Annotated in this window: 22 protein-coding genes; 6 read left to right on the forward strand and 16 right to left on the reverse strand. The window is 55.9% G+C overall.

Translation table 11 applies throughout. From position 1 onward, the window contains the following. Positions 1-10 precede the first annotated feature (10 nt). The 8 genes from D3870_RS09400 to pyrH all read right to left on the reverse strand — a co-directional run bounded on the left by D3870_RS09400 (position 11) and on the right by pyrH (position 8,495). Complete coding sequence (locus D3870_RS09400; protein WP_242490056.1) at positions 11-508, reverse strand: OmpH/Skp family outer membrane protein; 498 nt, start codon at positions 506-508, stop codon at positions 11-13. A 67-nt stretch (positions 509-575) separates the two neighbouring features. Then, complete coding sequence (bamA, locus tag D3870_RS09405; RefSeq protein WP_119738550.1) at positions 576-2,936, reverse strand: outer membrane protein assembly factor BamA; 2,361 nt, start codon at positions 2,934-2,936, stop codon at positions 576-578. Positions 2,937-2,996: 60 nt separating this feature from the next. Then, entirely contained in the window at positions 2,997-4,364 is a 1,368-nt protein-coding gene (rseP, locus tag D3870_RS09410; protein ID WP_119738552.1) for an RIP metalloprotease RseP, read from the reverse strand. A 12-nt stretch (positions 4,365-4,376) separates the two neighbouring features. Further along, complete coding sequence (gene ispC / locus D3870_RS09415; RefSeq protein WP_119738554.1) at positions 4,377-5,546, reverse strand: 1-deoxy-D-xylulose-5-phosphate reductoisomerase; 1,170 nt, start codon at positions 5,544-5,546, stop codon at positions 4,377-4,379. Between the two features lie 16 nt (positions 5,547-5,562). After that, the gene (locus D3870_RS09420; RefSeq protein ID WP_119738556.1) at positions 5,563-6,381 is read right to left on the reverse strand and encodes a phosphatidate cytidylyltransferase; all 819 of its coding nucleotides are present in this window, start codon (positions 6,379-6,381) and stop codon (positions 5,563-5,565) included. Then, positions 6,381-7,139, reverse strand: coding sequence for a polyprenyl diphosphate synthase (uppS, locus tag D3870_RS09425; protein WP_119738558.1), 759 nt, complete (start codon positions 7,137-7,139; stop codon positions 6,381-6,383). Before uppS ends, D3870_RS09420 begins: the two co-directional genes overlap by 1 nt. Positions 7,140-7,182: 43 nt before the next feature. Then, entirely contained in the window at positions 7,183-7,743 is a 561-nt protein-coding gene (frr, locus tag D3870_RS09430; protein ID WP_119738560.1) for a ribosome recycling factor, read from the reverse strand. Positions 7,744-7,778: 35 nt separating this feature from the next. Further along, positions 7,779-8,495 (reverse strand): UMP kinase, encoded by a 717-nt coding sequence (gene pyrH / locus D3870_RS09435; RefSeq protein ID WP_119738561.1) that lies wholly within the window; start codon positions 8,493-8,495, stop codon positions 7,779-7,781. Between the two features lie 90 nt (positions 8,496-8,585). Here pyrH and D3870_RS22030 point away from each other — a divergent pair, with 90 nt between their 5' ends. After that, on the forward strand, positions 8,586-8,780 hold the full coding sequence (locus tag D3870_RS22030) for a hypothetical protein (protein ID WP_147375757.1): 195 nt from the start codon (positions 8,586-8,588) through the stop codon (positions 8,778-8,780). 41 nt (positions 8,781-8,821) lie between these two features. Here D3870_RS22030 and tsf read toward each other — a convergent pair whose 3' ends face one another. Together tsf and rpsB are read right to left on the reverse strand one after the other, a co-directional pair. Next, positions 8,822-9,703 (reverse strand): translation elongation factor Ts, encoded by an 882-nt coding sequence (gene tsf / locus D3870_RS09440; RefSeq protein WP_119738563.1) that lies wholly within the window; start codon positions 9,701-9,703, stop codon positions 8,822-8,824. A gap of 126 nt (positions 9,704-9,829) precedes the next feature. Next, complete coding sequence (gene rpsB, locus D3870_RS09445) at positions 9,830-10,579, reverse strand: 30S ribosomal protein S2 (RefSeq protein ID WP_119738566.1); 750 nt, start codon at positions 10,577-10,579, stop codon at positions 9,830-9,832. A 252-nt stretch (positions 10,580-10,831) separates the two neighbouring features. Between rpsB and map the strand changes: the two genes are divergently transcribed. Genes map through D3870_RS09460 form a run of 3 tightly spaced genes read left to right on the forward strand, consistent with a single transcriptional unit; the run spans position 10,832 to position 15,015 of the window. Continuing rightward, complete coding sequence (map, locus tag D3870_RS09450) at positions 10,832-11,665, forward strand: type I methionyl aminopeptidase (RefSeq protein WP_119738568.1); 834 nt, start codon at positions 10,832-10,834, stop codon at positions 11,663-11,665. A gap of 5 nt (positions 11,666-11,670) precedes the next feature. Further along, on the forward strand, positions 11,671-14,223 hold the full coding sequence (locus tag D3870_RS09455) for a [protein-PII] uridylyltransferase (protein ID WP_119738570.1): 2,553 nt from the start codon (positions 11,671-11,673) through the stop codon (positions 14,221-14,223). A 45-nt stretch (positions 14,224-14,268) separates the two neighbouring features. Beyond that, on the forward strand, positions 14,269-15,015 hold the full coding sequence (locus tag D3870_RS09460; RefSeq protein ID WP_119738571.1) for a pseudouridine synthase: 747 nt from the start codon (positions 14,269-14,271) through the stop codon (positions 15,013-15,015). A gap of 2 nt (positions 15,016-15,017) precedes the next feature. On the opposite strand, the gene kefC is transcribed toward D3870_RS09460, so the two are convergent. The 6 genes from kefC to D3870_RS09490 form a co-directional block, all read right to left on the reverse strand. Continuing rightward, entirely contained in the window at positions 15,018-16,820 is a 1,803-nt protein-coding gene (gene kefC / locus D3870_RS09465) for a glutathione-regulated potassium-efflux system protein KefC (RefSeq protein WP_119738573.1), read from the reverse strand. 17 nt (positions 16,821-16,837) lie between these two features. Continuing rightward, positions 16,838-17,422, reverse strand: coding sequence for a glutathione-regulated potassium-efflux system oxidoreductase KefF (gene kefF / locus D3870_RS09470; protein WP_119738575.1), 585 nt, complete (start codon positions 17,420-17,422; stop codon positions 16,838-16,840). A gap of 178 nt (positions 17,423-17,600) precedes the next feature. Further along, the gene (def, locus tag D3870_RS09475) at positions 17,601-18,137 is read right to left on the reverse strand and encodes a peptide deformylase (protein WP_119738577.1); all 537 of its coding nucleotides are present in this window, start codon (positions 18,135-18,137) and stop codon (positions 17,601-17,603) included. Then, positions 18,134-19,009 (reverse strand): UTP--glucose-1-phosphate uridylyltransferase GalU, encoded by an 876-nt coding sequence (galU, locus tag D3870_RS09480; protein ID WP_119738579.1) that lies wholly within the window; start codon positions 19,007-19,009, stop codon positions 18,134-18,136. The genes def and galU overlap by 4 nt, the downstream gene beginning before the upstream one ends. Then, positions 19,006-21,081 (reverse strand): NAD-dependent DNA ligase LigA, encoded by a 2,076-nt coding sequence (gene ligA, locus D3870_RS09485; RefSeq protein ID WP_119738581.1) that lies wholly within the window; start codon positions 21,079-21,081, stop codon positions 19,006-19,008. Before ligA ends, galU begins: the two co-directional genes overlap by 4 nt. A 1-nt stretch (position 21,082) precedes the next feature. Further along, the gene (locus tag D3870_RS09490) at positions 21,083-22,198 is read right to left on the reverse strand and encodes a cell division protein ZipA C-terminal FtsZ-binding domain-containing protein (RefSeq protein WP_119741908.1); all 1,116 of its coding nucleotides are present in this window, start codon (positions 22,196-22,198) and stop codon (positions 21,083-21,085) included. On the opposite strand from D3870_RS09490, the gene D3870_RS22035 reads away from it, so the two are divergent. Beyond that, positions 22,184-22,384: a hypothetical protein gene (locus tag D3870_RS22035; RefSeq protein WP_147375758.1), complete on the forward strand. Its 201-nt coding sequence runs from the start codon at positions 22,184-22,186 to the stop codon at positions 22,382-22,384. The genes D3870_RS09490 and D3870_RS22035 overlap by 15 nt on opposite strands. Positions 22,385-22,810: 426 nt before the next feature. Next, positions 22,811-23,116, forward strand: coding sequence for a hypothetical protein (locus tag D3870_RS09495; protein ID WP_147375759.1), 306 nt, complete (start codon positions 22,811-22,813; stop codon positions 23,114-23,116). Positions 23,117-23,173: the final 57 nt, after the last annotated feature.

A 23,173-nucleotide genomic window follows, 5' to 3' on the forward strand; every position in this document is an offset into this window, starting at 1 on the left:
TCTTCCTTGGTTACTTGCCGTTAAGCGCCTTGAGCACCTTGTCGGTGATGTCAATCCGCGGGCTGGCATATACCGCTTCCTGGAATACGATGTCGTACTTTTCCGCTTCGGCAATCTGCTTGATGACCTTATTGGTGCGTTCCAATACGATCGCCAACTCTTCGTTACGGCGCTGATTCAAATCCTCGCGGAACTCGCGTTGCTTGCGCTGAAAATCCTTGTCCAGATCAGCCAGCTCACGCTGGCGCTTGATGCGATCCGATTCGGACAGAACAGCCGCATCCTTATCCAGTTTATCGGACATGCCCTTGAGTCGCGCCGCCATTTCCTGCAAATCCTTGTCTCGGCGTGAAAACTCTTGTTCGATTTTCGCTTGTGCCGTTTTTGCAGGAGCTGCTTCACGGAAGATGCGCTCAGTGCTGACAAATCCGATCCTGGTATCTTGAGCCTGAGCATTCAACAGCGGGAGCAGAAACGCCCCGAGCAACACCGCGTGTTTAGGCATCATCAATGCTTTGGAAAGAAACTTCAAGGTCATTCTCCGCAATTCAAAATACTATTATGCCATTTGGCGATCAGAAGCCTGTGCCAAGCTGAAACTGGAACTGCTGCTGCTTGTCTTCAGGTTTTGCATTCAACGGCTTGCCGTAACTCAGCTTCAAAGGGCCAATTGGTGAAACCCACGTGATACCGATGCCGGCAGAATACCTCAATTCCGATAGTTGAATCCTTTGCCCCTCCCCAAATACATTACCCGCATCTGCGAAGGTAAACCAGCGCAATGTACGATCATTGCCGGAACCCGGGAACGGAAACTGAAGCTCGACATTGGCAATAAGTCGGGATGATCCACCCAGCGGATCGCCATTGTCGGAAGAACGCGGGCCAAGCGACGAGCCTTCATAGCCCCGCACAGACCCGATACCACCGGCAAACCAGTTCTTGAAAATCGGATATGGCTTACCGCCAAAGCCACGACCATAGTCAACTTCACCGTTCAGCGCCAAAGTCATTGTCCGGAACAGCGGCTTGAAATACTGATCCGAGTAGATCGCACGGTAATACTGCAAGCTGCCGCCCGGTGCCACTTCCAGGTTCGCTCGCTGGAGGCGGCCGGTGGTCGGGACCAAGGCGCTGTCGCGACTATCGCGCTGCCAAGCCACCGTCAGAGGAAAACTCGTCGTCTTCGCGGTATGTGTGCCAGGCACACTGGCATCGTCGCCGAATTGCGACACATAATCCCGATAGACCACCGGACTGTCATTGTGGCCGGGCACGCCAAGGAAAGTGGTCACCTTCGTCTGCTCGACTCCCGCGCCAAAATACACGGTGTCCACTTCAGAAAACGGCACACCGAACTTGATGTCCGCCCCATTGGTTTTGATCTCGTAATCGCCCGTATTGACTTCAGGCGGCCGGGTGGTCCGCGTGAACAGGTTATAGCTGCGGCTGATACCGTCATCGGTGAAATACGGATTGGTCTGGGAAAGTGCAATCGTCCGATTTCGCTTGCTGGTATTGACGTCAAGCCCGATCGTGTTGCCACTGCCAAATGCATTCGCCTGCTGGATCGAGCCCGTGAGCGTAAGCTTGTCGCTGCTCGAAAAACCAGCTCCCAGCAAAATATTGCCAGTGGGTTTCTCGGAAACGGTCATGTTGACATCCACCTGATCCGTATTGCCCGGCACTTCGGGAGTCTCGATGTTGACTTCCTTGAAGTAGCCCAACCGGTCAACACGGTCGCGTGACAAGCGGATTTTTTCGCCGTCATACCACGAATCTTCAAACTGCCTGAATTCCCGCCGGATGACTTCATCGCGCGTCTTGTTGTTGCCGACAATATTGATATTCCGCACATAGACACGCTTGCCTGGATCAATCAGCACCGTGAAGCTGACTTCTTTCTTCTCGCGGTTGATATCCGGATTCGCATTCACGTTGGCAAACGCGTAGCCGAAATTGCCCATCCGTTCGGAAATCTTCTTGACGCTCTCCGCCAGCTTTTCACCAGAATAGACATCGCCCGCTTTAAGCTGCAGCAGAGATTTCAGTTCGTCTTCACGACCGAACATCTCGCCTTCCAGTTTCACACCCGAGACAGTGTATTTCTCGCCTTCATTGATATTGACCGTAATGTAGATATCTTTTTTGTCCGGCGTGATCGACACTTGGGTCGATTCGACCTGCATCTCGATGTAGCCGCGGTTCAGATAATACGATTTCAGCGCTTCGATATCTCCGGTCAGTTTCTGCTTCGAATATTGATCCGCCTTGGTGTACCACGTGAACCAACCCGGCGTCCTCAGATTCAGAAGCCCTCGCAACTCGCTATCGCTGAAGGCCTTGTTGCCGACGATATTAATCTGCCTGATGCGCGCCACTTCCCCTTCATCTACGGCAAAAGTGATGTTCACGCGATTGCGCTCGATAGGAGTGACCGTCGTCGTGATCTGCACGCCGTACAAACCGCGCGACAAGTACTGACGCTTGAGTTCCTGCTCGGCACGATCGACCAGCGCCTTGTCGAAAATCCGCGACTCGCCCAACCCGATGTCTTTCAATGCCTTGGTCAGTTGCTCCTTGTCGAATTCCTTTGTTCCCGAGAAGTCAACGCCTGCGATCGATGGACGCTCCTCCACCATCACAACCAGAACATCGCCTTCGACTTCTATGCGCACATCCTTGAAGAAACCGGTGGCGTACAAGGCCTTGATGGCGGCTGCGCCTTTCTCATCGGTGTAGGTTTCACCAACGCGAACCGGCAGATAACTGAACACGGTACCCGCTTCGGTGCGTTGAATACCTTCGACACGAATGTCTTTCACAGTGAAGGGATTGACCGCTAATGCCTGACCTGCACAGATGGAAAATGCAGCGATGGCAATGAGACGACGCGGGAATAAAGGCAGGAAGGAACGCTCTGAATATAATTTCATTGGTTATATTGTTATCAATGCTTTTATCAGTCGCGCCCGTTGGGCATCGCCGACAGAAGCTTACGACATGAGCCGAACTATGTCATTGAAGACAGCGATTGCCATCAAGGTCATCAGGATGCCCACACCGGCTCGCTGGGCAATTTCTCCGAACCGCTCGGGAATCGGCCGCCCGGTCAAAATTTCCAGCGAATAATACAGTAAAAGCCCCCCATCTAAAACCGGGATGGGAAGCAGGTTCATGACGCCCAGACTGATACTGATAAAGGCGATAAACGTCAGGTAGCTGATGAGGCCGATACGCGCAGTCTGACCAGCGTAATCCGCTATGGTGATCGGCCCGGTAATATTCTTCCAGGAAACTTCACCGATGAGCATTCTACCAAGCATCTTGAGCGTAAGCACACTGGTATCCCACGTCCTTTTGACGCCTTTACCCAAGGCGGCGAGCGGAGGATCGCTGGCAATTGTCATTTCCGGCACGAGTGGAACCTCGACCATTACGCGTCCGAAGCTCTTTCCATTTTTGGTAACCAAATCCGGAATCACCATCGTGGCAAACTCCTGCTGGTCGCGCCTACCAACAATGTTGAGCGTCTTGCCGGCCGATACCCTCACAAGCTCAACAAATGCCAGGCCATCATCTATCCGCGAGCCATTTACTTCAAGGACGAGATCCCCTTCCTGCAATCCCGCCCGCATCGCAGGTCCGTCAGGAAGAATCTTGCCAAGGACTGGTTTCGGTCGCGCCAGATCCACGCCAAGCTTCTGGAGAAAATCACTCTCAAGGTCTGACGTAGAGAGCCCATCGAGTTCGAGAGTAATCACACCCACCTGACTACGATCCGATACGCCATTGGTGGATCGCTGAATGTCCAGCCGAGCCGGCACCTTGTCAATTGCCAACTGCAGCAACTTCCAGCGCATATCGGACCAGATCGTCACTGGCTCGCCATTGACTGCAGTAATAAGTTCACCACCGCGCAAACCAGCCTGGTAGGCAGCGGTGTTCTCTGGCACAGCCCGCAGGCGCGGTGTCGGCTCAGGAATGCCGTAGCTGTACAGGCAAGCAAATACCGCGATTGCAAGAATGAAGTTCGCAAGCGGCCCGGCGGCAACAATCGCAATTCGCTTCCAGACCGACTGTCGTGTGAATTCCCGTTTGAGATCTTCGGCAGACAGCGCGTTCACGTCCTGTTCACGCGCGTCCAGCATTTTCACGTATCCACCGAGCGGCAATGCGGAGATTGCCCACTCTGTCTGGTCCGGACCGAAACGGCGGGAATAAACGATCTTTCCCATCCCCACAGAGAAGCGCAACACCTTGACGCCGCACCAGCGCGCAACCCAATAATGTCCCAGCTCGTGCACCACAATCAGCACACCAAGAGCTACGACGAAAGCAATCAAGGTCTGCAGCAGAGTCATGATCAGTAGACCTTACTGAATAAAAGAGTATGCGGCCTCGCGCGCACAGCGGTCCTGCTCCAAGAGTCCGACTATATCTGTAATTTCGCCATGGGGTACTCGGTCCATCACTTGCGCTATCAACCGATCGATCATTCTGAATCCGATGCGGCGGTCGAGGAAAGCCTGGACCGCAACCTCATTAGCGGCATTCAGTATGGCAGGAGCGGTTCCGCCAGCCAACAGGGCGTCATATGCGAGCTTCAGGCACGGGAAGCGATTGAAATCGGGGCGCTCGAATGCCAACGGCCCTGCCCTCACCAAATCGACGGCATCCACACCGGACGCAACCCGATCAGGATAGGCCAAGGCATGCGCGATCGGCGTGCGCATGTCGGGATTTCCGAGTTGCGCAAGTATCGAGCCATCCACATAAGACACCATGGAATGGATCACGCTTTGCGGATGAATGACGACTTCAATCTTGTCCGGAGCCGCGCCGAAGAGCCAATGCGCCTCGATCACTTCCAACCCCTTGTTCATCATGGTGGCGGAGTCCACCGAAATCTTGCGGCCCATCACCCAGTTCGGATGCGCGATTGCCTCCTCCGGTGTTACGGTATCGAGCGTTTCAACAGCACGCGCACGGAACGGTCCGCCCGATGCCGTGAGCAGGATTTTTGCGACACCGCATTCCGATAACGACCTCTGATGAAGCGTCGGCAAACATTGGAAAATGGCATTGTGTTCGCTGTCGATCGGCAGCAGCATTGCGCGGTTTTCAGCAACTGCATCCATGAACAGGCGCCCCGACATGACCAGTGCTTCCTTGTTCGCCAGCAATACTTTTTTACCTGAACGTGCCGCTGCCAAGGTCGGGGCCAAACCTGCTGCACCGACGATTGCTGCCATCACGGCATCGCATTCCCCCGCACTTGCAACAGCGCATAAAGCAGTCTCGCCATATTCGACCACCGTCATCACACCCTTTTGCTTCAAGGAATGTGCCAGTTGGCCGGCTGCATCCGCAGATCCAACCACTGCAACTTGTGGCCGAAACCGTTCGCATTGCAAGGCAAGCTCCTCCACCCGGGAATGTGCCGTCAATGCGTAAACACGATAACGATCCGGGTGACGCGCCAAAACATCCAGTGTCGAGACACCGATCGAACCGGTCGATCCAAGAATCGTAATTTGTTGCATCCTGCCGACACCTATCCTAGAGCCACGAATCAAACAGGACCGCGAGCGGCAGCACTGGTATCAATGCATCGCTGCGGTCGAGAATGCCGCCGTGCCCGGGCAACAGATTGCTGCTGTCTTTCATCCCGGCGCGGCGCTTGAGCTGGGATTCGAACAAGTCTCCCACAATACTGGCCATGACGAGCAAGGTCATCACGATCAAAAATCCGAGCGTGCCCCATTTCGCGTGAACTTTCGGCGCAAAGCTGTCGCCTAGTTGGGGAACCGCCATGCTACCAGCCGCGACAACCAGGACCGCAATCCAGCCTCCGATGGCGCCCTCCCAGGACTTCCCGGGCGAAATGGAAGGAGCGAGCTTATGTTTGCCAAACGCCTTGCCCGCAAAATACGCTCCGATATCGGCGACCCATACGATGGCCATCACGGAAAGCAGATACGCTGGAGAATGTTGAAACAAAACGGCAATCGCGATGAAACAGCCGAGAATTGCAATGCCGTACAAGCCATTCAGCAAGCGATTGCGAAAACCTTCCATTGGCGGTAAGCCAAGCGCCAACGACGGTGCAAGGCGGATCGCCCAGATTGCGGCGCACAGAGCAAAGAGCAACGTTGTTCTGGACAAATCGCCCTTGACCAGCACAAAAACAAATGCTGCGGTCCAAATCAGTGCACCGATTACCGGCTGCTTGTTACCGAACAGGCGAAAGCTTTCCCATGCCGCGGCGGCAAAAAAGGCTGCGGTTACCAGTGTGACGAAAAGAAACGATCGGGAGAATAGAACAGAAAGCAATACCGCTAATAACACCAACGCAGTGGCAACACGCGTTCTCAGCATTATGATGCCTTTTTCTGTTCGATCAGCTGCTCGCTGGTACGCCCGAATCGTCGCTCGCGTTCGCGGTACGAGATGATGGCCGCATCAAGTGCCACAGCATCAAAATCAGGCCAGTATGTATCGGTGAAATACAGTTCCGTATAGGCGAGCTGCCACAGGAGAAAATTGGAAATCCGTTCCTCGCCACCGGTGCGTATGAACAGGTCGGGCTCGGGGGCATAGGCCATTGCCAGATAAGGCGCCAGTTGATCCTCCGAAAAACCGGTTGCGCCGGGGTTCGCCGCAAGCATTTTTTCGACCGCCTGCATGATATCCCAGCGCCCCCCGTAATTTGCACAAATCGTAACCGTCAGTCGTCGATTGTTGGCCGTTCGACGTTCCGCGCCTGCAATAAGAGTTTGCAAATTCGCGTCAAACCGGCTCAAGTCTCCAATGACTTTGAGACGGATATCATTGGCATGCATCTTCGCGACTTCGCGCTCCAGTGCGGTAACAAACAGGCGCATCAGAAGCGACACCTCATCCGCCGGACGACGCCAGTTCTCCGAACTGAATGCAAACAGTGTCAAATATTCGACACCGCGCACGATGCAGGCCTCGACCACGCTGCGTACGGCTTCCACACCTTTTCCATGCCCAGCCACGCGTGGAAGGAAACGCTTGGTTGCCCAGCGTCCGTTGCCATCCATGATGATGGCGATGTGACGCGGCACCGAAGAAATTTCCGGTACCGCTTGCGTTGAGCTCAAATGCGTCATGAGAAATACAAAGCCGAAAAAGAAGGAGAAATCACGCCTGTAATCAAACCGTTAGAAGCTCTTTTTCTTTATCTGTGATCAGCTTGTCGACTTCTGCGACAAACTTGTCCGTGAGCTTCTGCACATCTTCCTGCGCACGACGCTCGTCGTCCTCGGAACAGGCCTTGTCCTTCAACAGCTTTTTGAGCGCCTCGTTCGCGTCCCGACGGATATTGCGAATCGCCACCTTGGCGTCTTCGCCCTCGCCTTTCACAAGCTTGACGATTTCTTTGCGCCGCTCTTCCGTAAGCGGAGGCGTTGGTACGCGAATCAGATCGCCTTGGGTTGACGGATTCAAGCCGAGATCGGATTCGCGAATGGCCTTCTCGACCACCGCGACCATCTTCTTCTCCCACGGCTGAACGCCTATCGTGCGCGCGTCGATCAGGGTAACGTTGGCCACCTGCGTGATTTGCGTCGGTGTGCCGTAATAATCCACCTGAATATGATCAAGAATGCCGGTATGGGCACGGCCGGTCCGAACCTTTGCCAGATCGGCCTTCAAGGTCTCGATCGATTTGTGCATTTTCTGATCGGCGTTTTTTTTAACGTCAACGACTGTCATGTTGTTCTCCTCAATTGCAAGAGTATGGCTGAAGCTTAAACGTGAACGAGTGTGCCTTCGTCCTCCCCCATGATCAAGCGCTTCAGTGCTCCGGGCTTGACGATGGAGAAGACCTTGATCGGCAGTTTCTGATCACGGCACAGTGCGAACGCTGTCGCGTCCATCACTTGCAGGTGCTTGGCAATCGCTTCATCGAACGTAATTGTCGAGTAGCGCGTTGCATTGCGATCCTTGTTGGGGTCGGCGCTATAAACACCATCGACCTTGGTCGCTTTCAATACGATTTCGGCACCGATTTCCGAACCGCGCAATGCGGCAGCAGTATCTGTGGTGAAAAAGGGATTGCCTGTACCGGCAGCAAACACAACAATCTTGCCCTCTTCCAGATATTGCAGCGCCTTGGGCCGAACGTAAGGTTCCACAACTTGTTCAATGGCAATCGCGGACATGACGCGTGCCGTGATGCCAACCTGGCGCATTGCGTCAGCAAGCGCCAGCGAATTCATCACGGTTGCCAGCATGCCCATGTAGTCGGCCGTTGCGCGGTCCATGCCCTGCGCTCCGGGTGCCACACCGCGAAAAATATTACCTCCGCCAATGACGATAGCCAGCTCAACGCCGAGATTCGCCACTTCGGCCACGTCTGCCACCATGCGCTCGATGGTGGAACGATTGATGCCATATGCATCATCGCCCATTAAAGCTTCACCGGAGAGTTTGAGGAGGACGCGCTTGTAAGCTGGTTTTGTCATGAGACTAGACTCCTTTGATGTCCGGTTCAATTTGGTAATCGGTATTACCCGATCTCATCATCTGTCAGCCATTGTGAGGCTGAAGGATGGATGAAATCCAGTGTGGATATTGCACACCGCTATCGATACAACTGCAAATCTGCCAACTGCAAATCCGCTTCACCAGCAATGATCAATCAACTTGGCCATCGCACGCAATCGCTGCTGCCTGGATTGCCCTGTGACGCGAAGTTTCATGAATTGCAATATCAACAACGCGCATTTCCAAGTGATCCGGCAGATTGAATCACCTAGAAAAACGGGCCTTTCGGCCCGCTTTGTCCTGCTTACATCTGCTTGGCTGCGGCAACTTGCGCGGCCACTTCGGCAGCAAAGTCATCCTGTTTCTTCTCGATGCCCTCGCCGACAACATACATCGTGAATGCTTTCACGGTTGTATTGACGGCCTTGAGCATTTGCTCAACCGTTTGCTTGTCGTTCTTGACGAACGGCTGATTGAACAGGGAAACTTCCTTCAGATACTTCTGCACAGTGCCTTCGACCATCTTGGCAACAATGTCAGCCGGCTTCCCGGATTCGGCCGCCTTCTGCGACGCGATCGAACGCTCTTTTTCAATCAGATCCGCCGGCACGTCGTTGGCGGACAGTGCGACCGGCTTCATTGCTGCCACATGCATTGCCACGTCCTTGCCAACCTGCTCGTCCGCACCGTCGTATTCGACCAGCACGCCAATGCGAGTACCATGCAGGTACGAAGTCAGTTTGGCACCGGTTTCATAACGCTTGAAGCGACGAATCGACATGTTTTCGCCGATCTTGCCAACCAAGGCTGCACGCACTTCGTCGACGGTCTTGCCATCCAGCGGCAAAGCTGACAGTGCTGCAACGTCAGCCGGATTCTTTTCCGCGACCAGCTTTGCAACGGCATTGGCGAGACCGATGAATTCTTCGTTCTTGGTCACAAAGTCGGTTTCGCAGTTGACTTCAACAATCGCACCCACGCCCCCCGAAATAAATGTTGTGATCACGCCTTCCGCCGTGATGCGCGAAGCAGCCTTGGACGCCTTGCTGCCCAGCTTGACGCGCAGGATCTCTTCCGCCCGAGCCAGATCGCCGTCCGCTTCTGTCAGAGCCTTTTTGCATTCCATCATGGGCGCGTCAGTCTTTGCGCGCAGTTCACCTACCATCGCTGCAGTAATTGCCGCCATGTCATTCTCCTAATTCAATGAGCGCCATCAGACGCCTTCAATCAACATACCCTCACGCCTGTTCGAAAAAAAGGGGCGAACAGCTGTTGCCCCTTTTTTGCCGCCTGTGGCGCATCAGCCGCGGGCTTACGCCTGTTCGTTGACTTCAACGAACTCGTCTGCACCGCCCTTTACCGCTTCGACCAAATCATTGGTGGCGTTTGCACGACCCTCAAGGATCGCGTCTGCCACGCCACGCGCATACAGCGTGATCGCCTTGGACGAGTCGTCGTTGCCAGGGATGACATAGGCCACACCGTCCGGCGAGTGGTTGGTATCCACCACACCAATGACCGGGATGCCCAGCTTGGCAGCTTCGGTGATCGCGCCCTTGTGGTAGCCGACATCGACCACGAAAATCGCATCGGGAATGCCGCCCATGTCCTTGATGCCGCCGATGGATTTCTGCAGCTTTTCGAGTTCGCGGCGGAACATCAGCGCTTCTTTCTTGCTCAACTTCTCGACGGAACCGTCTTCAATCGAAGCTTCCATGTCTTTCAGGCGCTTGATCGAGGTCTTGATCGTCTTGAAGTTGGTCAGCATGCCGCCCAGCCAGCGCTGATCGACATACGGCATGCCGGCGCGTTGCGCTTCGCCGGCGATGAGTTCGCGCGCCTGGCGCTTGGTGCCGACAAACAGGATCGTGCCGCGGTTGGATGCCAATTGGCGAATGTACTTCATTGCCTCTTGATACATACCCAGCGTTTTTTCCAGGTTGACGATATGAATCTTGTTGCGGTGGCCGAAGATGAACGGGGCCATCTTGGGGTTCCAGAAGCGGGTTTGGTGGCCGAAATGAACACCGGCTTCCAGCATTTCGCGCATAGTAACGGACATGATATCTCCAGGGTTGGGTCTGGAATCCACTCAGTTACCCGAGGTCAATGAATTGACTGCGGGCACCCTTTGAGAGCGGATTCGCGATTTACAAAAAATCAACTTGAATGTCATTCAAGCTAACCCGCAATTCTACTCCAGGAATCTCCCTGTTTTCAAGCTCGGCGAAGCCCACCTTGAGCATCGGCCGGTCGGCTCGTCTATAATTTGATCTTGATCGATTCTCAAGCTGCTTCCGCGACGCTTTTCTCCATGGCTTCCATTTCCATCAAAACCGAAGACGATATCAAGGGCATGCGGGTTGCCGGCAGATTGGCTGCCGAAGTGCTTGATTTCATCCAGCCGCATATCAAATCGGGGATTACCACCGCCGAAATCGACCGGCTTTGCCACGACTACATGGCAAACGTGCAAGGCACGATCCCGGCACCGTTGAATTATTGTCCCCCAGGCTACACGCCCTATCCGAAGGCGATCTGCACTTCCGTCAACGATGTGATTTGCCATGGCATCCCGAGCGACAAGGTGCTCAAGAACGGCGATGTGATCAATATCGATATCACCGTCATCAAAGACGGTTACCACGGCGATACCAGCCGGATGTTTTTTGTCGGTGAGCCGTCCATACTGGCCAGGCGATTGACCGATATCACCTACGAATGCATGTGGCTGGGCATTTCCAAAATCAAGCCCGGCGCGCATCTGGGCGATATCGGCCACGTCATTCAGCAGCATGCCGAAAAGGCAGGCTACAGCGTAGTGCGCGAATTTTGCGGTCATGGAATCGGCAAGGTATTCCATGAGGAGCCGCAAGTGCTCCATTACGGCCGTCCCGGCACGCTGGATCGACTGGAAGCGGGCATGATCTTCACTGTTGAACCGATGATCAATGCCGGACGCCGCGAAATCCGCGAGATGGGCGACGGCTGGACCATCAAGACCAAGGATCGCAGCCTGTCGGCGCAATGGGAGCATACGGTGCTGGTCACCGAAACCGGTTTCGAGATACTGACAGTCTCGCCGGGCATGCCGGCACCGCCCGCGTTCATCCAGCAAGCGATCGCTCCACAATCCATCTCTGCCTGAACGATATGGCGTCTCTTGCGCTGGCGCTCAAGGAACAACTCAGATCAGGGCACCAGGATGTCATTGCTGCATTCAAGGTGGATGGCAAACCCGAAAAATTGCTCATCAAGCTGCGTCAGAACGTTGACGCAGCACTGACGCACGCCTGGCGATCCTTCCACCTTCCGGCAAACGCAGCCTTGGTGGCCGTGGGCGGCTATGGTCGCGGCGAGTTGTTTCCGCATTCCGACGTGGATGTGCTGATCCTGCTCGGCTCGGCACCGGATGCCGCCCTGCAGGGCAAACTCGAGGAGCTCGTTCAGCTCTTCTGGGATATTGGTTTGGAGATCGGGCATAGCATCCGGACCATCGATGAATGTCTTTCCGAGTCCGCTGCGGACATCACCGTGCAGACCAGTTTGCTGGAGGCGCGACTGGTAACCGGCAACCGCAAGCTGTTTCGCTTTCTGCAAGACCGCTTCAAGGCGGCCATGGACCCGCAAGCGTTTTTTCAAGCGAAAACGCTGGAAATGCGCCAGCGTCATGCGAAATACGAAGACACTCCTTACAGCCTCGAGCCGAACTGCAAGGAAAGTCCCGGTGGCTTGCGCGATTTGCAGGTGATTTTATGGGTGGCCAAGGCGGCGGGTTTGGGTGAATCCTGGCGCAAGCTGGCGGAGCGAGGATTGATCACGCCGACCGAGGCACGCCAGTTGACGCAAAAGGAACGCGCCTTCAAGGACATCCGCATCCGGTTGCACATTCACGCCGGGCGGCGCGAGGACCGGCTGGTATTCGACGTGCAGACATCGATCGCCGAAACCTTTGGCTTCAAAACGACCGAAACGCGCCGTGCCAGCGAATACCTGATGCAGCATTACTACTGGGCAGCCAAGGCCGTCACACAGCTGAACACGATCCTGCTGCAGAACATCGAAGCGCGCCTGTTTCCGCAGCCCGGATCGCCGCAACCGATCAATGCTCGCTTCAATGAAATCAATAGCCGAATCGATATCGCAAGCGACGATACCTTCGAAACGACACCGTCGGCGATGCTGGAAGTCTTTCTGCTCCTGGCGCAGCATTCGGAACTGAAAGGCATGACCGCACGCACTTTGCGCGCACTGTGGCATGCCCGCTTCAAGATCGACGGCAATTTCCGCCGCGATCCGGCGAACCGCGCGCTCTTTCTCAAGATTCTCCAAGCACCGCAAGGCATCACACACGCGCTGCGCGGCATGAACCAGACCAGCGTGCTGGGCCGTTATCTGCCGAATTTCCGGCGCATCATCGGGCAGATGCAACATGACCTGTTTCACGTCTACACGGTCGATCAACACATCCTGATGGTGGTGCGCAACGTGCGGCGTTTCACGATGACGGAGCATGCGCACGAATACCCGTTCTGCAGCCAGCTCATGGCGAATTTTGCGCAGCCATGGCTGCTTTACATCGCGGCGCTGTTTCATGACATCGCCAAGGGGCGCGGCGGCGATCACTCGAAACTCGGCATGGAAGATGCCCGCAGGTTCTGCAAGGATCACGGGCTGTCGAAGGAAGATACCGCGCTCGTCGTCTTTCTGGTCGAGCATCATCTGACCATGTCGCAAGTCGCGCAGAAACAGGATTTGTCCGATCCGGATGTGATCCGCAGTTTCGCCAACCTGATGAAGGACGAACGGCATCTGACGGCCTTGTATCTGCTGACCGTCGCCGACATTCGCGGCACCAGCCCGAAAGTCTGGAACGCATGGAAGGGCAAGCTGCTGGAGGATCTGTACTGGATGGCCTTGCGCGTCCTCGGTGGCGAGGATCCTTCAACCGAGCATGAGTTGAAGAATCGGCAGGAGCAGGCGCGTACGACCTTGCGCCTGTACGGCTTGCCGGATGATGCGCACGAACGGCTCTGGCAACAGCTCGACGTCGCGTACTTTCTGCGCCACGATGCCGGAGATATCGCATGGCAAACAAGATCCTTCTACAACAAGACGGACAGCAACGCCGCGGTAGTCAAATGCCGGGTTTCCCCGATCGGCGAAGGCGTGCAGGTCGCAGTCTATGTGAAGGATCAGCCGGATTTGTTCGCGCGCATTTGCAGCTACTTCGACAAGAAGAATTTCAGTATCCTGGACGCGAAAATCCACACGACCAGGAACGGTTACGCGCTCGACACGTTTCTCGTGACCGAACCAGCGTTCGCCAACAGTTATCGTGACATCATCAGCCTGATCGAACATGAACTGGCGGAATTGCTTGAGGCGCATGCTGCATTGCCACCGCCCAGCAAGGGGCGCCTGTCGAGACTGTCGCGGACATTCCCGATGACACCAACGGTCGACTTGAGGCCGGATGAACGCGGCCAGTACTATCTGTTGTCCGTGTCGGCCAACGACCGCAACGGCCTCCTGTATTCGATCGCCAACGTGCTCGCCAAATACCGGGTCAATCTGCATACCGCGAAAATCATGACCCTGGGCGAACGCGTGGAAGATGTTTTCCTTGTCGATGGACCGGTCCTGAACAATCCTCGCAGCCAGATCCAGCTCGAAACCGACTTGCTGGAAGCGCTGCGTGTGTGAGCACGCAGCACGGCCCTTTCTTCAACTTGCAATCACACCTCTACCATGACTGAACCTGTTCGCCTTTCCAAACGCATGTCGGAACTCGGCCTATGCTCGCGCCGCGAAGCAGACGAATGGATCGAGCGTGGCTGGGTGCGCGTCGATGGCATCATCGTCTCCGAACTCGGCAGCAAGGTCTTGCCGCATCAACGCATCACGGTTGAACGCCAGGCTGCCGCGCAGCAGGCCAAGCGCGTCACGGTTCTGATCAACAAGCCGGTCGGTTATGTGAGCGGCCAGGCCGAGGATGGCTACAAACCGGCGGTGACGCTGATCACTGCCGACACCAGATGGAAGGAAGACCGCGCGCCCACGGAATTTCACCCAAGCCAGCTGCGCAGCCTGGTGCCGGCAGGACGGCTGGATATCGACTCCGTCGGCCTGCTCGTTCTGACGCAGGATGGAAGAATCGCCAAGCAGTTGATCGGCGATGATACGTCGATCGAGAAGGAATACCTGGTACGCGTTCAATACAGCAAGCCGGGACGCCTGCCGGATGCGGATCTCAAGCGTCTGAATCATGGTTTATCGCTGGACGGCAAGAAACTGTTGCCGGCGAAGGTGCGCTGGCTGAACGACGATCAGTTGAGTTTCGTTCTGCGTGAAGGGAAAAAAAGGCAGATCCGACGCATGTGCGAAGCGGTCGGCCTCAAGGTTCTGGGATTGAAGCGGGTGCGAATCGGGCGAGTGATGCTGGGAGACTTGCCGCCCGGCCAGTGGCGCTATCTTCGCCCCGACGAACAATTCTGAAGTCAGTTCCAGCCGCCATGCCTGTCATTCTTCGCCGCCTCGGCATCACGCGCGAACATTGCTTCAAGCTCCTCACGCGCCTGTGCGGCAAGCGAGATCATTTGCTGCTGATCCTTGTAATACGGATAGACGGCATGCAAGGTCTTGATGTTATGCGAGCGAAATTTCATTGCGGCCTGACGCGCCTCGAACGCGCCGAATCCGAGTTCGTGCAGCACGTCTCGCCCTAGTTGCAGCGCCGATTCGAACGTTTCCCTTTCGATGACGGTCACGCCGCGATCCATCAGGTCGTAGTAATGGGTGACGTTGCGCGCACGCGCGACGATTGCCAGATGCGGAAACTCCCTTCTCACCGCGTCCACCAATGCCATGCTGTCCTCGACATCGTCAACGGCCACCACCATCACCCTCGCCTCACGCGCGCCCGCCGCGTGCAACAGATCGACGCGAGTCGCATTGCCGTAAAAGACATTGAAGCCGAACCGGCGCAGCAGATCCACCTGATCCGGATCGTGATCCAGCACGGTAACGCCGATGCGATTGGCGCGAAGCAGGCGGCCCACGATCTGTCCGAAACGGCCAAAACCCGCCATGATGACCGGATTGTGCTGCGGCGCGATCGTGTCGTCCGGCCGCGCTTTCGCGGATTGAAAACGCGGTGCGATCAGCTTGTCGTGCAGTATCAGCAAGAGCGGCGTGATCATCATCGATAGCGCGACAACAGCAACCAGCAGCGACGCCGTTTCCTTCGAAAAGACTTGCGCTCTTTCCGCCGCGCCGAATACCACGAAGGCGAATTCCCCGCCCTGCGACAGGATGAACGCAAAAAACGCCTGCTGTCCCCGCGGGATGTTGAACAGCTTGCTCAAACCGTACAGCACGCCGATCTTGAGCGCGAGGAACGCAGCCAACATGCCCGCCACCAGCCAGGGCCGCGTCAGAAACACGCCAAAGTCGATCGACATGCCGACCGCGATGAAGAACAGTCCGAGCAACAAACCCTTGAATGGTTCGAGATCGGTTTCCAGCGCATGCCGGTATTCGGAATCCGCCAGCAACACGCCCGCGAGAAAGGTTCCAAGCGCCATCGACATGCCGACAGACTCCATCAGCAGACCGATCGCGATCACCAGCAGCAGCGCGAACGCGGTAAAGATTTCGCGCATGTCGGTCTTGGCGATGATGCGCAGCACGGGACGCAAAAAGTAGCGGCCGCCGATGATCAGCGCAGCGATGACGGCCAATACCTTGAGCGCATTGAGCCACCCGAAACCATCGCTGCCACCTCCCGCGGTCCCGAGCATCGGAACGATGGCAATCATCGGAATTGCCGCAATGTCCTGAAACAACAGGATGGCAAACCCGGCTGCGCCAGCGGACGTTGCCATCAGGTTGCGTTCCTCCAGCGTTGCCAACGCAACTGCGGTGGATGAAAGCGACAGGCCGAGCGCGGCGATCAATGCCGTTTTCAGTTCGATGCCGAATGCGAGTCCTGCCGCGAACAAGACTGCTGTGACGGCAAGCACTTGCAGCACGCCCCATCCGAAAATGGAACGCCGCAATGACCACAGGCGCTTCGGCTCAAGTTCAAGCCCGATCAGGAACAACAGCAGGACCACACCAAATTCGGAAAAGTGCAGGATGTGTTCTACCTCGCTGATCAAGCGCAGGCCCCACGGACCGATGGCAATGCCGGCAAGCAGATAACCCAATACGGCACCGACGCCAAACCGTTTGGCGATGGGAACCGCGATCACGGCAGCGGTCAGATACACCAGCGCATTCAACAGCAAGTTGTTTTCCATGTCAGTCCCTGGTGCGGTTAATTGCCGACCGCCGCGCTGCCATTCGCATCGTTCACCGCAGTCGACTCTGGATAGCTCGCAAGATATTGTCGATAGGTTTCCGCATGCGCCTCAACCGTGTCGTCATTGACATCACGTGCGCCATACAGCACAAACGGTGTCAGCCAACGCATTCCGCAAAGCGTCGCCATTTGCTGGAACGATGGAAGAAATGCCGAAAACGGATAACCGTGATAGCCGCTTGCCTGATACGATCCGATGTCGCCGCCGGCAGTCGCCACCAGCCGGAAATCCTTTCCTTGCAAGGCGGTGCCGTCATTGCCATAGGCCCAGCCTTCCTCAAGCACGACATCGATCCATTCCTTGAGCAGTGACGGCATGCTGTACCACTGAACCGGATACTGGAAGACAATCAAATCGGCATCCCGCAACAAGGCCTGCTCGTGTTCGATGTCGATATGAAAATCGGGATAGGACTCGTAGAGATCGTGCACCCGCACATTGGGCACGCTCCGGGCAGCATCGCTCAACCGGCGGTTGACCCGCGAATGGTTGTGCATCGGATGGGCATACACGACAAGGATGCGCGGCGCTGTAGTCATGAAGATCCGTCGTTCAAATTGTCGCCATTCCGATAACAGACAGCATCGCGAACGTTACCGCCTGAATGGAGCCGCCAGCGGCCATCGCAAGACGCAGTCGAGTCAAATCCGGACGATCAACTGACACGATCGGTGCAGCCGATTCTAGCGGTTGCCGCGCACCGGGCCTTAAGCCAGATCAGTCGTCCGCGCTCGCGTCGAGTCCGGGAAACAGGATATCCACAAATCCGAATCGTGAGAAATCCTTGATCCGCATCGGATACAGGATGCCGGCAAGATGGTCGCATTCATGCTGCACGACGCGGGCATGGAAACCATCGACGTCGCGGCTGATCCGGTTGCCATATTGATCGGCCCCCTCGTAGTGGAGCTTGCTCCAGCGAGGAACCACGCCGCGCAGCCCCGGCACGGACAGGCAGCCTTCCCAATCTTCCACCATGTCGGTGTCGAGCGGATCGAGTACCGGATTGATAAGCACGGTTTCCGGCACTTGCGGCGCATTCGGATAACGGGGATTTTGCTTGAAGCCGAAAATGACAACCTGCAGATTCACCCCGATCTGGGGAGCGGCGAGCCCTGCACCGCTGGCTGCCCGCATGGTATCGAACATGTCCGCGACCAAGGCATGCAGTTCGGGAGTATCGAACTGGACTACGGGTTCGGCCTGCCGCAGCAGGCGCGAATCGCCCATTCTCAGAATTTCCCTGACGCTCATTTGATCTGCTCGAGATAATCGGAAAATGCCTGACCCGTTTCTGGATGTTTTTTACCCATCGCAACGGTCGCCTTCAGGTAACCCAGCTTCGACCCGCAGTCATAGCGCGTACCTGTGTAGCGATAAGCCAGAACCTGTTCAGCCCGCATCAATGCAGCAATGCCATCGGTGAGTTGAATTTCGCCGCCGGCTCCCGTGCCCAGACCTTCGAGGTAATCGAAAATCCTGCCGCTTAATACGTATCGGCCGACGACTGCCAATGTAGACGGCGCCACATCCGGCATGGGCTTCTCGACGATGCTGTTGATGCGTTCAAGATCGGGCTTGTAAGGAGTAACGCTGACGATGCCATATTGTTTGGTTTCACTGCGCGGCACATCTTGCACCGCCAGCAAACTATGACCTTCACGCGCATACACTTCCGTCATCTGCGCCAGGACTGGTGTTTGCCCCTGTTCGACGTCCATGAAATCGTCCGCCAGCAGCACCGCAAACGGCTCATCGCCGATGACCGGCCGCGCGCACAGCACGGCATGCCCCAAGCCCAAGGGTGCCGACTGGCGAATGTAGATGCAATTGACGTGACTCGGAACGGCATTGCGCGTGACCTCCAGCAATGCCGTCTTGCCTGCGGCCTCCAGCTCCGACTCCAGTTCGTACGCGGTGTCGAAGTGGTCTTCGATTGCGCGTTTGTTGCGTCCGGTAATGAAAACGATATCGGTGATACCGGCTGCCACAGCCTCTTCCACCGCATATTGAATCAATGGCTTGTCCACGATCGGCAGCATTTCTTTCGGTTGCGCCTTGGTGGCCGGCAGGAATCGCGTACCCATTCCCGCCACGGGAAAAACGGCCTTTTTTACTTTGTTCATTTTCGGTCCAATAGTTGAAACAATCCGGCTTCATCAAGAATCGTCACTCCCAGCTCCTGTGCTTTCGCAAGTTTGCTGCCGGCCTCTTCGCCCGCGACGACATAACTGGTTTTTTTGGATACCGAACCTGCCACCTTGCCGCCGGCGGTTTCGATCAATTCAGCCGCAGCATCCCGCGTGAGCGTAGGCAATGTTCCAGTCAGAACAAACGTCTTGTCTTGCAGCGGTTTCGGCTGATTCTCGACAGGTGCGCTTTCGGGCCAGTTCACGCCGGCAGCGCGCAATTGTGCGATCAACTCCACGTTCATCGGGTCCGAGAGGAATACGCGGATGGAATGCGCCACCACCGGGCCGATGTCCGCGACTTCGAGCAACTGCTCCTCCGATGCGTCCAGCACTGCATCGAGGCTGCCGAAATGGCTGGCGAGCTCCTTCGCCGTTGCTTCACCGACATGACGAATGCCAAGCGCGTAGATAAAGCGCGCCAGCGTGGTGGATTTCGATTTCTCCAGTGCGTTCAAGACATTCTGCGCGGATTTGGTCGCCATGCGGTCCAGTTCAGACAGCGCGCTCAAGCCCAGTTTGTAGAGGTCTGCGGCAGTCGTGATGACATGCTTGTCCACCAGCTGATCAACAAGCTGCTCTCCCAATCCCTCGATATCCATCGCGCGGCGAGATACGAAGTGCAGCAAACCGCCCTTGCGTTGCGCCGGGCATTTGATCCATCCGCCCGAGCAGCGGGCAATGGCCTCGTCTTCCAGTCTGACAATGGGGGAATCGCAGATCGGACAGGCGTCCGGCATGAGGAATTTCCGCGCGGTCGCAGGGCGCAGTTCGGGCACATAGGCGACCACCTCGGGAATCACGTCGCCGGCGCGACGCACAATCACTGTATCGCCAATCTGAATGTCCTTGCGATTGACTTCATCTTCGTTGTGAAGCGTCGCATTGGTCACGGTCACGCCACCCACGAAAATCGGAGCAAGACGAGCAACGGGTGTAATCGCGCCTGTGCGCCCCACCTGTACCGCAATGCCCTGCACAACCGTCATCGCTTCTTCGGCAGGAAACTTGTGCGCAACCGCGAAACGCGGCGCACGCGAGACGAACCCCAGTTTTTGCTGCAGCTCCAGACGATTGACTTTATAAACGACGCCATCGATGTCATACGGCAAGGCCTTGCGCTTCTCGCCGATCCCCTGGTAGAAATCCAGCAGACCCTGCGCACCTTTCACAACCAATCTTTCCTGACATACGGGCAGGCCGAGCGAGGCATACCATTCAAGCAGCGCTTCGTGCGAAGGCGGCATCTCCGCGCCCTCCAGCACACCAATTCCATAGGCAAAAAATCGTAAAGTCCGTTGTGCCGTGATGCGGGGATCGAGTTGGCGCAGGCTGCCTGCGGCTGCATTGCGCGGATTGGCAAATTCCTTTTGGTCGGCATCACGCTGGCGCGCATTCAGCTTGGCGAAGTCGGACTTGTACATCAATATTTCACCGCGCACTTCGAGTACCTTGGGCGCATGTTGCACATGCAGCCGCAACGGAATGGCCCTGACCGTGCGTACATTCGCGGTCACGTTTTCCCCGGTTGTACCGTCGCCACGCGTCGCTGCCTGGACGAGAACTCCCTCTTCGTAACGCAAGCTGATCGCCAAGCCGTCGAACTTCAGCTCGGTCGAATATTCAATGTCTGCAGCCGCTTGCAGGACTTCCCTTGCGCGCCGGTCGAAGCCCGCAATGTCGGTCTCATCAAATGCATTGTTGAGCGACAACATCGGCATGGAATGCCGAACCTGTTCGAATTGCGGCAGCGGCTTGCCACCGACACGCTGAGTGGGGGAATCCGAGGTGAGCAAATCGGGATGCAGCTGCTCGATCTCGACCAGTTCGCGAAACAACCTATCGTATTCCGCATCGGGAATGGTGGGATTGTCGAGGACGTAGTAGGCGTGGCTATGCCGGTTCAACTCGCTCTTGAGCCACGCGGCACGCGCGGCCCAGTTCTTTGCCTCGGGAATTGCAGAAGTATCCACTGCCTCGGTCCGGCCTGAAAAAAAATCCGGCTGCATCTTAGCTGAACAAGCGCAAGGCTCGGCTCGATCCCGCCGGGATGCCTGAATTTTCCATATGACTGTAGAACGCCTTCACCTGCCCGGCAATCTCTTCCAATGCCGCATCCTGCAAGGGTTGACCACCATCATCAACCACGGTTCCGCCAAGTCGCCCGGCAAGCACGCGCGCGCAGGCCGTTGTCGCACCGAAACCGTCATGCGATGGCGCAACACGCGGCACGTCGAGCAACAAGGTCAGGCGCGATGTCGTTTCGGCAGCCAGCGTCACATTGGTGGAAAGCGAAAACAGCACACCGCCATCGCCATCCGGCATCACCAGCCTGCCATCGGGTCGCAAATCAAAACCTTGCCGTTCAAGCGCTGCCAACAAGGTGTTGATTTCCCATGGCGCTCCATTGGATTGAACATTGACGCTGAGTTGCGCATCGTATTCGCTGACAAATTGATGCAGCGAACGCGCCGTCGACATCACTTCGGACATATCGGGAACATCCGGCTCCGCCTCGATCTCGTCGGCAATCTGCCGCAAGCGCATGATCAATTCGGAATACTCGATTTCGTTCAGCGCACTCATGCGGTTCGCCAATTGCACGCCCGCCTTCAGCGAAAAATAGATACCGCCATGTGCAATCGACTCCCACATGCCATCGTCCCGCTGACCAATGAAATGCACGGGTTTGTTGCCGACATGGCGCAGCGATTGCAGGCGCGGCAGAATCTTGTCGCCACGCACGGGCGCATCGACTGCGAGCGGAATGAGGCAATCGATCAACTCATCAACCGGAAGGTCTTTTTGGAGCGGCGCAGGCGCAACGCCGTGGTTCGGCATCAATGGCGCGCTATCCATCGGCGACGGACCGTTCTCCTCTTCACTTGCAACTGCAGTCGCATTTGCAGGCAGGCCATCCGGCTCGGTCAAGGTCGGCTCATGGCGTTCCACGTTGATCGGTGGCTCACTTGGCGAAGGGCTGTTCATCAGCACATCGTCGTGCTCTGACGAAAATGCCTTCTCTACACTTTTTCTCGCCTTGTATTCCTGCCATTTGTTGTAGGTGATCACACCCACGACTATCGTGCCGCCGATTGCCATCAAGCTGGTTTGAAGGTCTGTCATGCCGCTGAAATCCTGGAAAAGAAATTCAAAAATGATTGCCGTGCCATTGCGCAAAACTCAGCGCCGGACTGGATGGGAAATGCGGATGAAAGCATTGACGAAATCCAAAGAATTGATGCGACCATGAAGTTTATCGCAGAGAAAATCAGCGAGAATATTTCGATACAGAAAACACAAGACATGTAACGGCGAACTATCTCGACAAATTTATGCCATCTGCAGGAAAATAGAATCGAAATCACCCTGAAAGCCGCTTGGGGTCTGTTTGCAACAGATCCCTGCACGTCTCACTCATCAAGCGACCGAGGGTAGTGACGCTCTATAAAGTTGTCAAGCAAGATAGTATTTTCGGCCTCTCCGTACATTCGCAATCATGTCTGTGAGCAATATTTTCTCAGAACTTGATACAGATGGCACAAGGAAAGTTCGACGGTTGACATGAGTCAATGCAGGAAACAGAGCGTCCAAAATAAAATGGCAACTATTCCAGCGCGACACTTGCGCTCGAAGAAGTCTTCCTCGCTACAGCACCGCATTGTTGTTCATTCGATTTCGGAGTTCAGTTTGTCCGCCGCGATGCTCCGAAACCTACTTGATGATACGGAGAAGTACATGCAACCCAGCTATAGAGAACGCATGGCCACGTCCCATTCGGCCAGCATGTCGAAAGAAGAGCTCATCCACCACTCCCGTGACTCGAAAACAAGCGTATCGAGCCAGAAGGAATTCAAGCTCCACGAGCTTGCAATGCTCTCCTTCAGCCCGATCATTCGCGTCGTTCAACATTGGTGGCTGCAGCGTGCCGAACGGCACTATCTGATCTGTGCCGACGTTGAACAGCAACGGGCACGTGAAGCACAAATGAATGTTGCCTATTATCAAAAACGCGCTGCCTTGGCGCGTTCGGCACGCAACTGATCGAATCTCACTTTTTGCCGTCGCCGGGACACCACGCAAATCAAGGGCCCGGCGCCG

The sequence above is a fragment of the Noviherbaspirillum cavernae genome, from assembly GCF_003590875.1.
GTDB lineage: Bacteria > Pseudomonadota > Gammaproteobacteria > Burkholderiales > Burkholderiaceae_D > Noviherbaspirillum > Noviherbaspirillum cavernae.